Raw genomic sequence first — 17,941 nt, 5'->3', positions numbered from 1 at the left:
GTGTCTTTTTTTTGTAAAAAAGGAAATGAGGTGTAGTGATGGGAAGTAATAAGCATGTTGCTATTGGAAGTAGAGGGATTGTGAAGAATAATTTAAATGTTTACATAGGGGTAATTGCACATCGTTATCCAGCTAATAAAAATGGGTTACCCAAAAACGATAAAAATGATTAGAGACCCTGATTTTTATACAGTCAAAAAAATCAGGGCTATTTTTAAAGGATTAAGGATTATTGAGTAAGTAATAGTTAATTGATTGTGCCAGTATTTTTATTCTTCACTAATAAAAGGAGCAATTATTTTTTTCATAAGAAGATAACACGATATTCGTTGATGGTGTACCATTTTGCATTGTATCATCAATAAATTGTTCTAAACTTTCTACAGAATACGTTGCTAATTTGACAATATAGCTAATTTCCCCTGCTACTCTGTAACACTCAAGTACATCTGGATGATTATAGCAAAAGTTAGCTAATGATTTACAATCCTTTGATTTAAACAATATAAGTGCAGAAATTGGACGGTTTATTTTTTTTAGAGAAACATGTGCATGGTAACCTTCAATAATTTTTTGCTCCTCTAACTTCCGTACTCGCTCAGTTACTGACGGAGCAGATAAGTGAACGGCTTCTGCTAGATCCTTCATTGAAATTTTTGCATTTGACTGTAATAATCCCACGATTTTTTTATCAATTTGATCCATAAATTATCCAATCTTTTTTTATAAAATAGAATAACCTAAATTCCTTATATAATAAAGCCAAACAATCAAATATCCTTATCAAACTTATTTATCAGCCTTATATATTTGTATAAAATAAGGATAACAGGAGGCGATTTACAATATGAAAAAGGTTTTATTATTATTAGCTGATGGATTTGAAGCAGTAGAAGCTAGTGTATTTACAGATGTACTAGGTTGGAATAAATGGGAGGGAGATGGATCAACTGAGGTCGTAACAGTTGGCCTTCGGAATAAATTAACCTGTACTTGGAATTTTACTGTCATACCCGAAAAAACGGTTGATGATATTCAATTAGATGAGTTTGAGGCATTAGCTATTCCAGGAGGTTTTGAAGAAGCTGGTTTTTATCGGGATGCATATAGTAGAGAATTCTTACATGTTATTCAACATTTTTATGCCAAGCAGAAGCCTATTGCCAGTATATGTGTCGCATCATTAGCGCTTGGAAAAAGCGGAATTCTTACAGATAAAAAAGCCACCACATACAGTCATCCGACGAGTAAACGAAAAGAGCAGTTAAAGAATTTCGGTGCAATAGTACAAAATGATTTAATCGTTCAAGATGGAAACATTATTACATCTTCAAATCCAGGTACAGCTTTTGATGTTGCATTTTTATTACTTGAAAAACTAACATCTAAAAAGAACGCTAAACATGTAAAGGATCTTATGGGGTTTTAGGCATTGCTCTTCAACAAAGGGGTACTTGGAGTATTTTAAAATATCTTAACGAACATGGTCCAAAAGAGTGGTCATCTAATTGGGTGACTGCTCCAGATAAAAGAGAATGGAAATAATCTGTAATAACAGATGGTAATGAATCGATCAAAGGTAAGTGCCCTTTTCATGCATAATTTAATAAAAAGAATAATAATTGATTAAAATAGGAGAATTTTTATGATTGTAACACTCTTTACATATATATTGTTAGGTTTATCTTTATCAATACCTGCAGGTGCTATGACTGTCCAAATGACTAAACAAGGAATGAGAAATGGTTTCGTACATGGTTGGTTTGTAGGTATAGGAGGAATGACTGTAGATTTATCTTTAATAGTTCTGATTTATCTAGGGTTCTCTAGTGTATTAACCAATCCGTGGGTAGAAGCAGTTATGTGGTTACTAGGTTTTGGGTTTTTAATGTTTATTGGAATAGAAAGTATTAAAGAAGCAAAGTCAGAAGTTAACATAGAGGGAGAAGATCCTAATAAATCTTTATTAACAGCTTATTTATCTGGTTTTATGATTGCTATATCACCGGCTAATATTGTCTTTTGGATAGGGGTCTTTGGGCCGGTTCTAGTTTCTTCATTAGGTAGTGCAAGTACATCAACATTTATATTAATAGCTGTAGGTATTTTATTAGGTATCTTTATGCATGATATGGTCTTATTAAGCTTTGTTCATTTTACTAGACGGTTTCTAAATCCAACCTTTATTAAATGGGTATCTATATTTACCGCAATAGTACTATTCGGATTTAGTGGTTATTTTGGTTACGAGTTTATAAAACAAGTAATTACTTTTATTTAAAAAGCATAACTCTTATAAACTTAAATATGGTAGTTGAAATATAGATGAAAAAGATACGCATTTTAAACCTAAATGCAACGTAATTGTAAATATGTTATATTACGCAGGCATCCCCTCAAAAATTTTTTGATTCCTGGGGGAGGGTTAAATTCCTTACACATAGCCTTTAAAAAAGAAACAACCTTTACTATAATTGACGGTGTATGAACTTAGCTTGATAGTGATGGGGTAATTGCACATACCTATTTACTGAAAAATATTAACTAACTCCAAGAGTCAAAAGCGCTATTCTTACTAAAAGAATAGCGCTTTTTTATTATTTTAGTATGATTTCATCTGAATGTATTGGAGATTTCTCCTGCAAAAGTAGTAGAATTTTTATTTGAATTTACTACCTCAGTTGGATTTATCATATTTCAATTTCGATAGAATAGTAAATAGGTATATTGGATATGGAGATAAATTACAATGATTATACATACTTCAGATTTAGAATTACAGTAACTACTTAACTAATAAAGAAAGGAATAAGCAGAATGATACAGAGCATATATGAAACACATTTACATGTAAGAGATTTAGAAAAGGCGATAGATTTCTATCAAAATAAGTTGGGGTTAGCATTAGCAAGAAAACTATCCAAAAGAAAGGTGGCCTTCTTTTGGGTAGGAGAAAGTAAAAAGCAAATGCTTGGAGTATGGGAAGTACATAATATTGAAGATTTTGAGATAAAACACTTTGCTTTTGGTGTAGATTTAGAATTTCTAAAGTCTTCTAAATTGTGGTTAGAGAATCGTGGAATAGAAGTGGTGGGAAGCCAAGGGAAAGGAAATCAAGAGCCAATTGTCCAAAGGTGGATGCCAGCTGCAAGTGTATACTTTCTGGATTGTGATGGGAATAAATTAGAGTTTATTTCTATGTTACATGATAATCCAGATGAATTAGAATACGCATCTTATTTAAGTGAATGGGATGCGGAGCACCAAGAAAAATAAATGAGATTGTATCTATAAAAGGGGAAAAACGTTGTTTTTTTGTGAAAAATATACAGAAAAGATGGACGTTTTACTTTACCAGAGTTGTTCGGATTAAATGAAGAGAACTTAAAAAGGTAGAGTATTTTGTTGTAGTAATGTAACTGAGATTAAAAGACAACGTATTAAACTAAAAGATGTATTATATAAATTTACATTTATTTAATGTTAAAAGCTAGAAAGTTAGATTGGCGCGAATCGGTAATTGTGGAATGCGAAAAAAAGACAAAATCTCTTAAAAAATACTTAAATTTTTACTCCATTAATCTTTACAATCCCTCTTTATAATATGAATTGGACAAGCAACTAAGAGAACGCAAAACATGTCAGTTTATACATTCTATTATTAGGGGGAGAAATTGTATGAAAAAGGCAGTTGCTTCGTTAGCCGTTATGGCAGTGTTATTACCAACGTTTTCGATGAATGCTGAGGGAAAAGAACAAGCACAAGCACGAAAAACAGCGACGATGTTTAATGTTATTAGTGATATTCAAGGGGATTTAGGGGATTTTGATCACGTATTAAAAGATATGAACAAAGTGACACCACTTTCTAGAGCGCTTATTATGAATGGGGATATAACGCCAACTGGACAGCAGTCACAATATGATGATGTGAAGCGTGTGTTAAACAAGAATAAGCATCCGGAAAATGTATGGTCAACTGTTGGGAATCATGAATTTTACGCTGGTAAATGGACAGCTGATGGGAAACTCTCTCAAAATACATGGCCAAATGGTGTAACGGAAGAGACATTGTTTAATCGATATTTAAAATTTAGCGGACAAGATAAGGTATATCATAAAAAAGAATTAGATGGTTATCCGCTTTTATTTTTAGGAACTGAAAAATATATGAAATACCACGATTCAAAAATGTGGGATGAAGTATATATGAGTGATGAGCAATTAGGATGGTTAAAACAAAATTTAGAAGAGTATAGTCAAAAAGATAAAAATAAGCCAATTTTCATTTTCTCTCATCACGTTTTACCTGATACAGTATCTGGATCAAGACAAAATCCATATTTACAAGATTATTTAAACGTTGATAAATTGTACGATATATTAAAAGACTATCCGCAAGTAGTTTTCTTTACGAGTCATACACATTGGGATTTAAACTTACCAGATTGGGCTGGTAAAAAGAAAATTACAGGCGGAGATGAAAAAGGATTTACGGTTGTAAATACGGGCGGAATTGAAACTGGTTGGATGTCGGATGGACCAAATGGTGGCGAGAAGACTGCGCCGGATGGATATTCTTTCAAACAAGGATTACAAATAAAAGCATATGGTAACGATGTAGTCGTAACGGCTTACGATTATAAACGTGATAAGGATATAAAGAAATTATCAATTAGTGATGCAAAAATCGAACAAATGGCACCAGATGTGACGGCTGATGATAGAAATAATGTAATCGTTGGTGCAACAGAATATATGGAGTACTCTGTAGAAGGAACGAACGAGTGGAATACGTATAATCCAGGAAAACCGCCAAAATTTGATGGCGACAAAATCGTATACGTACGTCACAAAGGAGAAATGAATTTAGAGCCAGGATTAACACAGCTTCTTCGTTTTTCGGCAAATAAGTGATTGGAGAGAGCCCGCATTTAAATGTGTGGGCTCTTTTTTGAGTGATGAGAAATGGATTTTGTAAGCCGTTTTTTGTCGGTAAGTCGATATTCTATGTTGAATCGCCAGTAAAAGTAAAATATCGCCTATATAATTTCATTTACTGAATTTCGATACATTTTTAATCCAGAAAGGTGACTTCATCATTTTTCCATGTAATAATAGTATGGTTACATTTACTGTGAAAGAGTATAAAAGGAGCGTTATTGATGAATTTAGCTAAATTTCCGAGAAAAAAATATACAGAATCATATACACCAATTGAAAAATTAAACAATTTTTCTGAAGCACTTGGTGGGCCAACTATTTATTTTAAACGAGATGATTTACTTGGTTTAACAGCTGGCGGTAATAAGACGAGAAAGTTAGAGTTTCTAGTTGCGGATGCACAGGAAAAGGGTGCAGATACGTTAATTACAGCTGGTGGTATTCAGTCAAACCATTGCCGTCTAACACTTGCAGCTGCGGTAAAAGAAAAAATGAAATGTATTCTTGTGCTAGAAGAAGGGCTTGAGCCAGAAGAAAAGCCAGACTTTAACGGAAACTATTTCTTATATCATTTATTAGGTGCTGAAAACGTAATTGTTGTGCCAAACGGAACAGATCTTATGGAAGAGATGCATAAAGTAGCGAAAGAAGTAAGTGAAAAAGGAAATACACCATATGTCATTCCAGTTGGTGGATCGAACCCTACTGGCGCAATGGGATATATTGCTTGTGCGCAAGAAATTATGGCTCAGTCATTTGAGCAAGGAATTGATTTCAGTTCAGTTGTTTGTGTAAGTGGTAGCGCTGGTATGCATGCTGGTTTAATTACTGGTTTTTCCGGAACACAAAGTAAAATTCCTGTAATCGGAATTAACGTAAGTAGAGGAAAAGCGGAGCAAGAAGAGAAAGTAGCAAAACTTGTAGATGAAACTTCAGCTCACGTAGGTATTCCAAACTCTATTTCACGCGAAGCAGTTACATGCTTTGATGAATATGTAGGACCAGGTTACGCGTTACCGACGCCAGAAATGGTAGAAGCAGTTCAATTACTTGCGAAAACAGAAGGTATTTTACTTGATCCAGTTTATACAGGTAAAGCAGTAGCAGGATTAATTGATTTAATTAGAAAAGGCAAATTTAATAAAGAAGACAACATTTTATTCGTACATTCAGGTGGTTCACCAGCTTTATATGCGAATACGTCTCTATTTGCGTAAGTGTAAAAAGCATTGGGTATCCAATGCTTTTTGTTTTGAATTAATGTTGAAATTTGATACAATTTCGTGAATATGCGATGATTTTTCAACATTCAACGGTAAACAACGATATATAAAGGAGATTGATGTATGACAGAATTTTGGGAAGCAAGTTTTATAGAAAATCAAATGATGTGGGGATTTGAAGCTGCAGATTCCGCAATTTTGACGAAGGATTTTTTCCTTGAAAAGAAAGTGAAGGATATATTGATTCCTGGTATTGGATATGGAAGAAATGCAAAGGTTTTTATTGATAACGAAATACAAGTAACAGGTATTGAAATTTCAAAAACAGCGATCGAATTGGCGAGGGAAAATGAAATTAATGCTAATTTATTCCATGGTTCAGTTACGGATATGCCTTTTGATAACAAACTGTATGATGGCATATTTTCTTATGCACTTATTCATTTGTTGAATAAGGATGAGAGAGAGAAGTTTATTGAAGATTGTTATAGTCAGTTAAAACCAAACGGATATATGATTTTTACTACTATTTCTAAAGATGCCCCAATGTTTGGGAAGGGGAAACAACTTGGTAAAGACTACTTCGAGATAATGGAAGGGGTAAAAATGTATTTTTATGATGTTGACTCGGTAAAACAAGACTTTGGAAAATATGGACTGATGGAAACTACGGAAATTGTGGAGCCACATAAAAATATGGCAAGTAAACCTCCATTTAAATTTATAATGATCAAATGTCAAAAAACACTATAATTACCATTGTGTAAAAATAGTGAAAGGTTACTTAATAAGCTGGTTGAGTAAGCTATTCACTCATTGTTCTTTAAAGGCGAAGTAAGGGGAGTCAAATGGCGTCCCTTACTTCGCTTAATTTATTTTAAAGCACGTTTTAAACTTTCAATGAATCATTTGTTATATAATGGAATTATTGGAACGTGGGAGGGGTGATTATATGAGTACAACATTAAGATGGGTCATATACACGATACTCAGCATTTCTATAATACTAATACTTCTTTTAGGTTACGGATTATATTTGTATTTTAAGTGAAATGGTAACCGAACCAAAGGAAAAATAAAATAATTGCTGTGTTAAATAACGTAAAGGTTAAACCGATAATAGATAAAATTTTCTTTTCGCTGCGACTACAAAATGAGATAACTGCTAATATAATTGCTATAACAGCGGAAGTTAATATGAAGTACGCGAAAGCAACTACGTATCCTACTCCAACTCTGTCTAAAATAGGTGAGAAGAGAAATAGATTAATAGTAACGAATATACTTACAATGAGAAACGTATAACTTTTCCAAGTGTATGTTTTCAGTTGCATGGAATAGCACTCCTTCCTTATTAGTATTTATATGTCTAATTGCAAGGTGTTTACCTTTATTTTACAATTTAGGATGCCTTTTATTAAAAAGAGGAGGACTAATATGCGAATTAGAAATTTAACTTTAGTTATTGTTTTTATGTGTATATTCATAGTAACCGGCTGTTCAAATATACTAGGAAATGAAGATCAAAGAATCGAAGTGCAAAAACGTGTTGGTGATGATAATTATGAGGATTTGAAAGTAGTTACAGACAATAATCAAGTGTTGCAAGTAAAGAAAATATTAAATGATATTCATTTTGAAAATAAAAAAGTGGAAATGTCTCGTTCAGCTGATTATCACTTTGTTTTTCAATTTAAAAATCCGAAAATAGAGGCGAAAGCTGTGTTGTATCAAATTTGGATAAGTCCTAATAAAGATAAAGTAGAAGTTATGGCGGGGGATAATCGCTATGCTCAATTAGAAGGGAAAAATGCAGCCACTTTGTTTGAGATTGTTACGGGAGAAAAGTTAGTTGAATAAAAGTATATGGTACTTAACTTTTTCAGATTTATTGTAATGATTCACTACTTGTAAGGAATTATTCAGTGTGTCTTTCTATTAAAAAGTCTAAATTTAATCAATTAAATGCGATAAAATCTTTTTAAAAATAATGAAATTTTAGGAAAAATAAGGTACACTAGTCAATGGTTTTAGTTTAAAATCGATTGACGTTAATGTATACGGGGGAAAGATTGATGAACAATAATCCAATAAATGAATCAGTTGAAGAAGTTGAGAGAAAACGAGTAAGATCAAGCAAACGTTTTACAAATTGGAAGCTTATTGCAGCGGGTGTTGGTGTAATTGTACTTCTCATTGGAGGAATGAGTTATTATCAGGCAACTCACTTCAATTCAAATGTTACGATTAATGACACAAAAGTCGGTGGTCTGAACGCTGATCAGGCAATACAGAAATTAAAAACATCTGGACTAGAAAACAAAGTCTATGTTGATCAACAACAAATTTTAGATGAAAAAGATACAAAAACGGAACTTACGGAAAAAGATTTGCCTCAAGTTAAGAAACTATTAAAAAGCCAGTGGACATTTTTCCCTTCCTCAAAGGAAAAAAAATATTCAGTGCTACCGGAAAAGGCGGATCAGTATCGTAGTGAAACGATGAAAAAACTTGTAGAAGAAAAGCTCATCTCTATGAATGAAAAATTAAAAGCGCCTCAAGATGCTATGGCGAAGCTTGAACAAGGAAAAGTTGTTATTTCGAAGAGCGTTGATGGAAAACAGTATGACGTTACTAGTCTACTGAAAGATTACGACAAGCAGAAATATAAAAGCGAAATTCATCTGAAGTCTACATACATACAGCCTATTAAAGAAGACGACCCGATTGTCAAAAAAGAGGAGAAAGCACTACAGAATCTTCTTGGGCAGTCTGTTGAGTATAAAGTGCAGAATGAAGTGTATCCTTTAAAAGCGAAAGATTTAATTCAGAATGCCTCTATGTCAAAGGATATGAAAGTTACAATCGATGCGAGCGACATTAAGAATAAGATTGCTGAAATTAATAATGCTAAATCAACATTAAATAAAAATTTCAGCTTTAAAACCCATTCCGGTTCGGTCATATCAGTAAAAGGACAAGGCTACGGCTGGGCACTAGATGTTGAAAAAGAAACAAAACAAGTTCAACAAGCTTTTGAAAAGGGTGAAAAATCGCTATCTGCTTCTAATATCCATGGAAATGGTTGGGAGAAGGAAGGTATCGGTTATGAAACAACATCGAATAATGGCATCGGAGACACGTATGCGGAAGTTTCAATTGCAGATCAACAAATTTGGATTTATAAAGATGGGAAATTAGTCGTCACAACAAATGTAGTAACTGGTAAACATAGCACGAGTGAAGATACATCACCAGGTGTGTGGTACGTTCTATATAAACGAACACCATACACGCTGAAAGGCAGCGCAGTAGGTAAAGCTGATTATGCAGTTAAGGTAGATTACTGGGTTCCATTCACAAATAGCGGCCAAGGATTCCATGATGCAGGCTGGCGAAAAGACTGGGCAAATAATGCTTATTTAACAGGGGGATCAGGCGGGTGTGTAAACCTTCTTCCTAATGTTGCAAAAACTGTATATGATAGTTTGAACACTAATGATCCAGTTATTGTGTACTAGAAAATAGCTACGTATCAAGAAATAAATAAAGCAGGAAATCTTATCTGATGGTACATGAAAAAACACCTCTTGAATTCGCATATTTAGTGTGCAAATTCAATGGAGGTGTTTTTTGTTTGAAAACAAGAGTTCATTGCCTATAAGAAACGAAGTAGAAAGAGATTGAGATGATAAATAGATATTCAAATAGTCAATAAAATTGACACTGAATATCATTTTCATTTATTATGAAATCGTCGCATGTAATTGGACATGATTTTTGTGAAAAAGTTTACTTTTTTATTAATATAATAGATTTCTATTAAGGTGTCCCATTTAAGAATTTAAGCGTAGGAAAGGGTAAAATAAAAATGAACTGGAAAAAAGGCGGATTATGGATTATTATTTTTTTCATTGTAAAAGGTACGATTTCTACACTTTTAATAGTTACAGGTGCTAAATATTTTGATTTATCATTTATGCAACTTTTCGTACTAATACTGATCTTATTACTGATTTCTCTCATAAGTCGAAAATTGCTGCATAGACATAAACAAAATAAAAAGCAAAAAGAGCTAAATATATAATGGAGCCCCAGAGACCTTTGGATTTCTGGGGTTTTACTATATATTTAGCTTCTTACTATTTGTGGAAAGTAAAACTCCCAGCTCAAAATTTAGGTGGGTACAGAAGTTTGTTGGGAGCTGATTAAAGTTTCACTTTATTCCATAGTGCATGATCTATGTTGATTAAAGGAAGTCACTGAATTTGTTGCTACAATTATTAAACAAGGACTGAAGAGAGCTTTTTAATCAATCTGTATTCTAAAGCTAAAACCGAGCATACATTATGCTCGGTTTTCAATAGGTAGTTTAAATGTAAAAGTACTGCCTTCTCCTAATTCACTTTCAACGGTAATTTCTCCTCCGTGTAGTTCTATAATCCATTTTACCATCGACAATCCTAAACCTGTGTTTCCATTGTTTGAAGATGTTCGTGCTGCGTCAACTCGATAGAAGCGGTCCCATATTTTCGCAATATGTTGCTCGCTGATGCCTATGCCATTATCGGAGACTTTACCTATTATGTTGGTTTCATCCCGGAACAGTTGCATATTCACAGTGCCGTTCGCTTTGCTATAAGCAATCGCATTCGTTAGTAAATTCATTAATAAACGCATCATCAATGTTTGATCTGCTTTAATAAACAGGTCTTCCTCTATATTTGTTGTTATATTAATCGAAGCTTCTTGAACCATTAATGAAAGCTCTTCTACAACGATTTCCGTTAATTCACTCATATTGATACATTCAAATTGAAAAGTATTATGCTTTTCTTGGTCAACTCGTGCTAATAATAAGAGTTGCGAGATTAACGCGGACATTTTACGCGATTGCCTTAAAATTACTTCTAACGATTCTTCCATTTCTTTCGGATTATTCCTCTGCGATAAAGCGTATTCGCATTGCGAAATAATAACAGATGTTGGTGTTCTTAATTCATGAGATGCGTCAGATGTAAATTGTTTTTCACTTTCGAATGATGTCTCCAATCGCTCAAACATTTTGTCAAAGGTTTGTGCTAAATGATACATTTCGTCTTTCGATGAACCTTGTAAATTAATTCTCTTCGAAAGGTCTTTACCATCACCAATTTCACTGGCTGAATCACTCATTTGTTGCACAGGTCGAAACGCTCTTTGCGTAATAAAATATCCTCCCGCTGCTGCAATGAGAATAAGTAATGGAAATGAGATGAGTGTTACCACAATAAGCGTATTCATGGTCGATGATAATTGATTCATGGTCATTATGCCACGAACCCAGACTTGCTCATCGCCGCCTACATTATGGAGAAAATCATATACTATCCATTCCTTATTACCGTCTTTAATGGTTTGTATTTCATCGGATTTAAGCGATACCTTTTTATTAAAGGTTGTTGGATTATGTCCTGCCAGCAGCTCACCTTGTTTACTATAAATGATGATATTTACTCCATCTTCTAAGGCTTCAAATTCATCGTCAATCTTTAACTGCCCATGCTTATATTCGATATCTTCAACACTTTCTTTTACTGTGCTCTTCAATTGATTTTTCATATTAAAAAGCAAAACTTTATCTGAAGAAGTTAAAATAAAAGCTAACACGAGTGCCATAATAATTACAACTAGCCCCGTATACCATAGGGTCACTCTCATTTTTATTGATAGTCTTTTCATGATTCTACTCGCAATACGTAACCAGTTCCTCGTACTGTATGAATTAACTTCGTTTCAAACTGGCTATCAATTTTTTTGCGAAGATAGCGGACGTAAACATCAATAATATTCGAGCCACCTTCATAGTCGTAATTCCACACATGTTGCTCAATTTTATCTCGTGTCAACACAACTTCTTTATTACGAATCATATATTCTAAAATAGCAAATTCTTTACTGGAAAGATTGATAACTTGATCTCCTCTTGTTACTTTATGCATATTGCAATCCACCACTAGGTCAGCGATTTCAAACACATTAGATGTATTTCCTGTTTTTCTTCGCATCAACACTCGAATTCTTGCTAACAGCTCATCAAAAGCAAAGGGCTTTACTAAATAATCGTCCGCACCTAAGTCGAGTCCTGTTACGCGATCATCAATTGTATCTTTAGCTGTAAGAAGCAAGACAGGAGTTGTATTATTGTCCGCACGTAATCTTTGTAATACTTGTAAACCATCTATTCCGGGAATCATAATGTCAAGCACAATCAAATCGTAGGTAGCCATGCTTATATAATCCAAAGCATCTTCTCCATTCCCACATCCATCGACACTATAATATTCTGCATTTAATCGTTTTACCAATATATTTTGTAAGTCTTTTTCATCTTCGACAATAAGAACTCGCATTAACATTCTCCTTTTCTTCTTATTTATATGTATCACTATAATTCCGAAACATTAAAGAAAGATTAGAAACTATTTAATTATATCATTTTATTTTTTTGCACATTAATCTTCCTTTAATGTTTGTTCAGTAATATAAGGACATGGATAAGGTGCACATGTAAAGGGAGGAGAACATAATGGGAAAGTGGATGATGATTGGAGCAATGTCTTGTTTATTATTAACAGCTTGTTCTACTCAAGCTGATAACAATACAGAAGTACAACAACTGAAAGTGGAAAATGATACATTGCAAAAAGAAAGTGCTCAACTACAACAAGAACCACACAAAACAGGGCCTGCTACGAATGATACGAAGCAAATACAAGATTTTAAAAACGAAGTCACATCTATTGTAGAAAAGGCAAATAACACGAAACCAGTTGGAGCTAAAGAAGAAAACTTAAATACGTACTTAGCAGCAAAAAAAGAAATTGATCAATTGGATGACAAGATAGATCTATCTGATAATCAGCTAGAAGCAGATTATCACGCCGGAACGATAACGATTGAACAATATAAAGCGCAAGAAAGAGAACACGATATACTGGAAGATCAATTAGAGCAAGCAGAAAATGTACTTGAAGCAAGATTTGGAATAGATGATTAATTATTAAGGAGTGGATGAAAATGTTAAAACATAAAAAGAAAATAATTATAAGCGTAATTGCTATTTTAGTAAGTGGTATTGCTATTGTTGGTGGATATTATGGTATGGGTTACAATTATGCGAAAAAGAATGAAAACTATACAGAGAAACAAGTTCGTGAAATTTCTTTAGCTCATACAAATGGAGAAATTATTAATGTGAAAAAAGAATTCGAATTAGAAGATGACAACTTAGCACAATCTAAATTTGAATATGAAGTGGAAATCAAGACACCTGATAATCTGTTAAATATTTTAAAGGTTAGTGCTAGAACAGGTACAATAGAAATCAATAGTGAAGATTAAAAAAATATCGCGTATTTGAAAAAATACAATAAGCTGCCCATATGGGCAGCTTATTTACATAATTCTCGTTAACAGTAGTCAATGATGCATATAATTTTCGTTGTGGGGGTAATTGCTTTTCTTAGCTTGATAGTGATGGGATGAGCTTCCGATTGTGGAAAATCTCCAGGCTTCTATTAGTTGGTTAGTGGAAGAAAAATTTGTTCCACAGCCCGTAAGTTATTATAATACATAAAAATTAAATTCTTCTTCTGCAATTCATTCAAATCGGCCAATCTCCGCATCTTTTGAATTCCCTGAAAGTGCTAAACCTAAGCAAAAAAATTAACCATCCTATGCAAGAAAGTTTAGATAGCTAAAAGCATATGTTTTATTGAAAGGGTGTGATTGAATTATGGAACGGACGAATTGGGGAATTGGAGGATTAGTATTTGTTGGCTGCATGTTTCTTGGCGGAGGAGTGGGATCTATATTAGGCGATACTCATGCTGGATGGCTAATAGGAATGGGCGCTGGATTTATTGGGATGGCTTTAACGAGACTGGTCAGAAAGTAATATAACGGGATTCTTCTTATGATGAACAATGTAATTAATTAATGGCATAAGAGCTCTATAAATTATAGTTAGAACCTTATCTTTAGTATTTGTCTTTTCTAAATTTCTCCATACATAGATACGATTCTCAAGTTGGAGGCTGGCACCTTAGGGTGTCTTTTTTATGCTCTTTAAAAATGTTTTAACATATAATAGCCGAGTTAATTCAAGTAATCAAGCTAATAGATTTCGTTAGAGTGCTATCATTTTTTTGTAATAGAATAGATTCATTACCGTTTCAGACCGATGTATTCATTCATAACCTAACAGTAAAAGGGGGATGATTAAAGGCATGGCGATTAATGATAAATTAATTTGTCAACAGTTTGCAAGAATTATCGGTGGCCAAGAAGGATTCGCCGGTGGAAAATGCGTGGCAACAATAAATCGGGATGAAATACAAGCAACTATCTTAGGAAAACGTTTTAGAGTAACAACTTCCTTCTCGTTCGAATCAAGAGATAATAAAACTGGACAGGCATTATGTCTAGGTCGGATAGCGCTCTTACAAAAAGAAGTTACTGAATTTGTTGCTACAATTATTAAACAAGGAATAATCGTTTCGTCTATACACAATGAGTGGTTATGTGATGAGCCGAATTTAATTTACGTTAATATCGAAGACGTTGATGATCCGCTAAGTTTCGCAAGGAAAGTTAGAAGAGCGTTATGCAATTAACCAATTTATTTAGTTAAATGAGCAATATAAAAGGATCTTTAATTGAAAGATCCTTTCATACATAAGATGAAGGTTTTCCCTTGTATTTTATTAATTAAGTTCGCTTGACTAGCAAACGAACTTGGAGGGAGTACTGGAACCATACAATAAATACATTGAGGGGGCATGTTTGAGCTATGGACCTATCCTCCCGTTCTAATTAACTAAAAGAAGAATTTTCCCATACCGATTAGACTACTAAGCATTCCGATTCCATTCATGGTTCCTTTTCCTGCTGTCAGTAAGTTTCCAAGCATTCCTGGCTGCCCGTTATTCCCCCATCCTGGAGAATTTCCAAAAACACCCCAGTTATTATTGGTATTAAAATGAAAAGCTTTGGCTGGCGGTGATAGTAAAGCGGCAATATGACCTTGTGCGAACATCCCTGTATGATTGAATGGTTGGGGCCAGGGGATGGGAGGTTTTTGAAAATTAAAACCTGCATGGCCTGGTAATGGAGCCCAATTAGCAGGATGTCCTTGGGGCATCATCCCTGCATAATGGATTGGCTGACCTAAAGGGAAGGGAGGGGGCTCGGGAGTGAAAACCGTATAATTGGCTGGTGAATCCCAACCAAATGGATAGACTCGACAACTCAAATTCTCAGGAACCTTCAGACCATCCATTACCTGAGCTTTAGTTATTTGAGGTTGTGAATGTAATGATGACATTGAAATTTGGTTATTATATTGCTCCCCGTTTCCATTTGAATTCAAATACCAATATTGGTGCATAAGCTTATTCCCCTCACTTTAAAAATGTAATGTTAAACTTAGCCTATGTAATATTCCTTTTTATGGATGGTTACATAACTAGATTTACAAGCCCGTATTTAAAGGAATGGGTGTGTGGTCTTGTTGATTTATTCCGCTATTTGTGGACAGTAAGACACCGTCCCCTCAAAATTCAGCGAAAGCAAAAAAGTTAGATGGGGGGCTTTTAGAAGGGTATTTTCAGTTGCTCCTTTTGTTTATTTCAGCCTAATTTAATTTCGGTTAACAAACGTGTTTATAAAGGTTTAATCAACAAAAAAAATTTAAAATGTTATGTTGAGCAAGTAGAATTGCTAAAAAGAGAATATCCATTCGAAGAGTTTGGCAAAATACTGCAAGGACAATGTATTCTTGTACAGATATGCAAAAGATTTAAATGAATCAATGGAATTTATAATGAAGGGGCAAATGAATATATGAGTGAAACATTACATAAAAGAAAACCACCATATTTAATGCTTGTAATCCTTTTTATTGGGGCATTTGTTTCATTTCTAAATAACTCGCTTTTAAATGTAGCTTTGCCATCAATAATGAAGGATTTAGACATTAAAGATTATTCGACGATCCAGTGGCTTTCTACAGGGTATATGCTTGTAAGTGGTATATTAATTCCGGCATCAGCATTTTTAATAACCCGCTTCTCCAATAGGAGCTTATTTATTACATCTATGGTGATTTTTATTTTTGGTACGGCCTTAGCGGCTTTAGCACCGAACTTTAGTTTATTACTTACTGGCCGGATGGTTCAAGCAGCAGGTTCTTCAGTCATGGGGCCTTTGTTAATGAATATTATGCTAGTAAGCTTTCCAAGAGAAAAAAGGGGAACAGCAATGGGGATTTTTGGATTAGTTATGATTACAGCTCCAGCAATTGGACCGACACTATCGGGTTATATTGTAGAGTATTATGACTGGCGTTTGCTTTTTGAAATGATTTTACCGTTAGCAATCATTAGTTTACTGTTAGGGATTTGGAAATCTGAGAATGTCATGAGACAAAATAAAAATGCAAAACTTGATTATCTCTCATTACTATTATCTTCTGTCGGTTTTGGCGGTTTGTTATATGGATTCAGTTCTGCAAGCTCCGACGGTTGGACGAATAAAGTTGTTTTAACAACCTTAATCATAGGCACTATTGCCCTAATTACTTTCATTGTCCGCCAATTAAAAATGAATGAACCGTTATTGGATTTACGTGTTTACAAGTACCCAATGTTTGCACTTGCGTCTGTAATTGCAATTGTTAACGCAGTGGCCATGTTTTCGGGTATGATTTTAACCCCAGCTTATGTACAAAATGTCCGCGGTATTTCACCGCTGAGCTCTGGGCTGATGATGCTTCCAGGTGCGGTAATAATGGGGATTATGTCACCAATTACAGGTAAACTATTTGATAAATATGGCCCTCGCATTCTTGGTATAGTAGGACTTTCCATTACAGCCGTTTCAACTTATATGCTAGCAAACCTGCAACTCAACTCTAGTCACACACATATTATTCTTATTTACACACTGCGGATGTTTGGGATGGCGATGGTGATGATGCCACTTATGACAAACGGACTTAATCAATTACCAACTCGCTTAAATCCGCACGGTACAGCTGTTAATAATACAGCTCAACAAGTGTCCGGTTCGATTGGTACTGCTATTCTTGTTACGATTATGAATTCTGTAACAAAAACAAAAGCTGAAAGTCTAATGGTTGATGTAGATCCTACAACCTTCACAGAGGCTACGAAGGCAATGTTAACTCAGAAGGCTTTATTATCCGGAATTCAATATTCATTCTATGTAGCGCTTGGCATGAATGTTGTTGCACTACTATTAGTTTTTTTCGTTAAACGTGTAGATACAAGTGCGGAAGCTGTCGAGAGGTTAAATCGGTAGAGTAAAATAAAACTTAAGATCATGATTCCTATAAGTTTTTGCTGTTTAGTTAGACTATGAAGAAATGCAAATTTCTGCTGCTAAGGCGCTGGTATTTAAATTTGGAAAAGAACCAGTGAAATAATTATATATAGTAAAAAGGATCTGATATTCATATCAGATCCTTTTTCATTAGTAACACAGTATACTTGCTTATCGTATTTGTTTGAATTGACATTAGGAACTACTGGTTTTCCCAATACTACAATCTTTAGCTCTCAATTTCTGATAAACATTATAATAATACGCTTCATTTTAATTTAGTATTTTCTCTGCAAGTTATAAATCTAATATCAACAAACAACTTAGATTACCAACCTTATAAGCAATATCATAATCGTGAATAGTTAGGGAAAAGATAAAATAAGGTA

At 34.0% G+C, this 17,941-nt stretch carries 19 protein-coding genes and 1 pseudogene; 15 read left to right on the top strand and 5 right to left on the bottom strand.

Annotated features, from left to right (window positions below; genetic code table 11):
- The first annotated feature begins 38 nt into the window (after positions 1-38).
- Positions 39-173 carry a hypothetical protein gene (locus JFT95_RS29895; RefSeq protein ID WP_255288373.1) on the top strand — a complete coding sequence of 45 codons (135 nt, stop codon included), beginning with the start codon at positions 39-41 and terminating at the stop codon, positions 171-173.
- Between the two features lie 96 nt (positions 174-269).
- On the opposite strand, the pseudogene JFT95_RS13420 reads toward JFT95_RS29895, so the two are convergent.
- Positions 270-705, bottom strand: a pseudogene (locus JFT95_RS13420) (Lrp/AsnC family transcriptional regulator).
- Between the two features lie 142 nt (positions 706-847).
- On the opposite strand from JFT95_RS13420, the gene JFT95_RS13415 reads away from it, so the two are divergent.
- The 6 genes from JFT95_RS13415 to JFT95_RS13390 all read left to right on the top strand — a co-directional run bounded on the left by JFT95_RS13415 (position 848) and on the right by JFT95_RS13390 (position 6,920).
- Positions 848-1,429: a DJ-1/PfpI family protein gene (locus JFT95_RS13415; protein WP_088039748.1), complete on the top strand. Its 582-nt coding sequence runs from the start codon at positions 848-850 to the stop codon at positions 1,427-1,429.
- A 216-nt stretch (positions 1,430-1,645) separates the two neighbouring features.
- Positions 1,646-2,281, top strand: a complete 636-nt coding sequence (locus JFT95_RS13410) for a LysE family translocator (RefSeq protein ID WP_098635565.1) — start codon at positions 1,646-1,648, stop codon at positions 2,279-2,281.
- 536 nt (positions 2,282-2,817) lie between these two features.
- Positions 2,818-3,276, top strand: a complete 459-nt coding sequence (locus JFT95_RS13405; protein WP_098635566.1) for a VOC family protein — start codon at positions 2,818-2,820, stop codon at positions 3,274-3,276.
- Between the two features lie 402 nt (positions 3,277-3,678).
- Complete coding sequence (locus JFT95_RS13400; protein WP_201052502.1) at positions 3,679-4,917, top strand: DUF4073 domain-containing protein; 1,239 nt, start codon at positions 3,679-3,681, stop codon at positions 4,915-4,917.
- Between the two features lie 248 nt (positions 4,918-5,165).
- A complete protein-coding gene (cuyA, locus tag JFT95_RS13395; protein ID WP_002066210.1) occupies positions 5,166-6,161 on the top strand; it encodes a D-cysteate sulfo-lyase in 996 nt (331 codons plus the stop codon).
- A gap of 129 nt (positions 6,162-6,290) precedes the next feature.
- Positions 6,291-6,920, top strand: coding sequence for a class I SAM-dependent methyltransferase (locus JFT95_RS13390; RefSeq protein ID WP_201052500.1), 630 nt, complete (start codon positions 6,291-6,293; stop codon positions 6,918-6,920).
- A gap of 290 nt (positions 6,921-7,210) precedes the next feature.
- Here JFT95_RS13390 and JFT95_RS13385 read toward each other — a convergent pair whose 3' ends face one another.
- Positions 7,211-7,501, bottom strand: coding sequence for a hypothetical protein (locus JFT95_RS13385; RefSeq protein WP_012261233.1), 291 nt, complete (start codon positions 7,499-7,501; stop codon positions 7,211-7,213).
- A gap of 103 nt (positions 7,502-7,604) precedes the next feature.
- Here JFT95_RS13385 and JFT95_RS13380 point away from each other — a divergent pair, with 103 nt between their 5' ends.
- The 3 genes from JFT95_RS13380 (at position 7,605) to JFT95_RS13370 (ending at position 10,254) form a co-directional block, all read left to right on the top strand.
- The gene (locus JFT95_RS13380) at positions 7,605-8,027 is read left to right on the top strand and encodes a YhfM domain-containing protein (RefSeq protein WP_063217997.1); all 423 of its coding nucleotides are present in this window, start codon (positions 7,605-7,607) and stop codon (positions 8,025-8,027) included.
- Between the two features lie 215 nt (positions 8,028-8,242).
- On the top strand, positions 8,243-9,688 hold the full coding sequence (locus JFT95_RS13375; RefSeq protein WP_002142419.1) for a L,D-transpeptidase family protein: 1,446 nt from the start codon (positions 8,243-8,245) through the stop codon (positions 9,686-9,688).
- Between the two features lie 350 nt (positions 9,689-10,038).
- Positions 10,039-10,254, top strand: coding sequence for a hypothetical protein (locus JFT95_RS13370; RefSeq protein ID WP_002017170.1), 216 nt, complete (start codon positions 10,039-10,041; stop codon positions 10,252-10,254).
- A 260-nt stretch (positions 10,255-10,514) separates the two neighbouring features.
- Here the strand turns inward: JFT95_RS13370 and JFT95_RS13365 are convergent, their stop codons facing one another.
- Both JFT95_RS13365 and JFT95_RS13360 read right to left on the bottom strand, forming a co-directional pair.
- Positions 10,515-11,888, bottom strand: coding sequence for a sensor histidine kinase (locus JFT95_RS13365; RefSeq protein ID WP_002084632.1), 1,374 nt, complete (start codon positions 11,886-11,888; stop codon positions 10,515-10,517).
- Positions 11,885-12,559 carry a response regulator transcription factor gene (locus JFT95_RS13360; protein ID WP_002128055.1) on the bottom strand — a complete coding sequence of 225 codons (675 nt, stop codon included), beginning with the start codon at positions 12,557-12,559 and terminating at the stop codon, positions 11,885-11,887. Before JFT95_RS13360 ends, JFT95_RS13365 begins: the two co-directional genes overlap by 4 nt.
- Positions 12,560-12,735: 176 nt before the next feature.
- On the opposite strand from JFT95_RS13360, the gene JFT95_RS13355 reads away from it, so the two are divergent.
- The 4 genes from JFT95_RS13355 (at position 12,736) to JFT95_RS13340 (ending at position 14,824) form a co-directional block, all read left to right on the top strand.
- Positions 12,736-13,206 carry a hypothetical protein gene (locus JFT95_RS13355; protein ID WP_061674498.1) on the top strand — a complete coding sequence of 157 codons (471 nt, stop codon included), beginning with the start codon at positions 12,736-12,738 and terminating at the stop codon, positions 13,204-13,206.
- A 20-nt stretch (positions 13,207-13,226) separates the two neighbouring features.
- Positions 13,227-13,550 (top strand): PepSY domain-containing protein, encoded by a 324-nt coding sequence (locus tag JFT95_RS13350; RefSeq protein WP_141507037.1) that lies wholly within the window; start codon positions 13,227-13,229, stop codon positions 13,548-13,550.
- Positions 13,551-13,944: 394 nt separating this feature from the next.
- Positions 13,945-14,106 carry a hypothetical protein gene (locus JFT95_RS13345; RefSeq protein ID WP_002190108.1) on the top strand — a complete coding sequence of 54 codons (162 nt, stop codon included), beginning with the start codon at positions 13,945-13,947 and terminating at the stop codon, positions 14,104-14,106.
- A gap of 319 nt (positions 14,107-14,425) precedes the next feature.
- Positions 14,426-14,824 (top strand): DUF1259 domain-containing protein, encoded by a 399-nt coding sequence (locus JFT95_RS13340; RefSeq protein ID WP_201052498.1) that lies wholly within the window; start codon positions 14,426-14,428, stop codon positions 14,822-14,824.
- 203 nt (positions 14,825-15,027) lie between these two features.
- Here the strand turns inward: JFT95_RS13340 and JFT95_RS13335 are convergent, their stop codons facing one another.
- A complete protein-coding gene (locus JFT95_RS13335; RefSeq protein ID WP_201052497.1) occupies positions 15,028-15,597 on the bottom strand; it encodes a hypothetical protein in 570 nt (189 codons plus the stop codon).
- A gap of 455 nt (positions 15,598-16,052) precedes the next feature.
- Here JFT95_RS13335 and JFT95_RS13330 point away from each other — a divergent pair, with 455 nt between their 5' ends.
- The gene (locus JFT95_RS13330) at positions 16,053-17,531 is read left to right on the top strand and encodes an MDR family MFS transporter (RefSeq protein ID WP_201052496.1); all 1,479 of its coding nucleotides are present in this window, start codon (positions 16,053-16,055) and stop codon (positions 17,529-17,531) included.
- Positions 17,532-17,941: the final 410 nt, after the last annotated feature.

Origin of the sequence: Bacillus sp. TH17, assembly GCF_016651125.1 — a bacterium.
Classification (GTDB): Bacteria; Bacillota; Bacilli; order Bacillales; family Bacillaceae_G; genus Bacillus_A; species Bacillus_A mycoides.
This window is presented reverse-complemented; position numbering and strand designations above follow the sequence as displayed.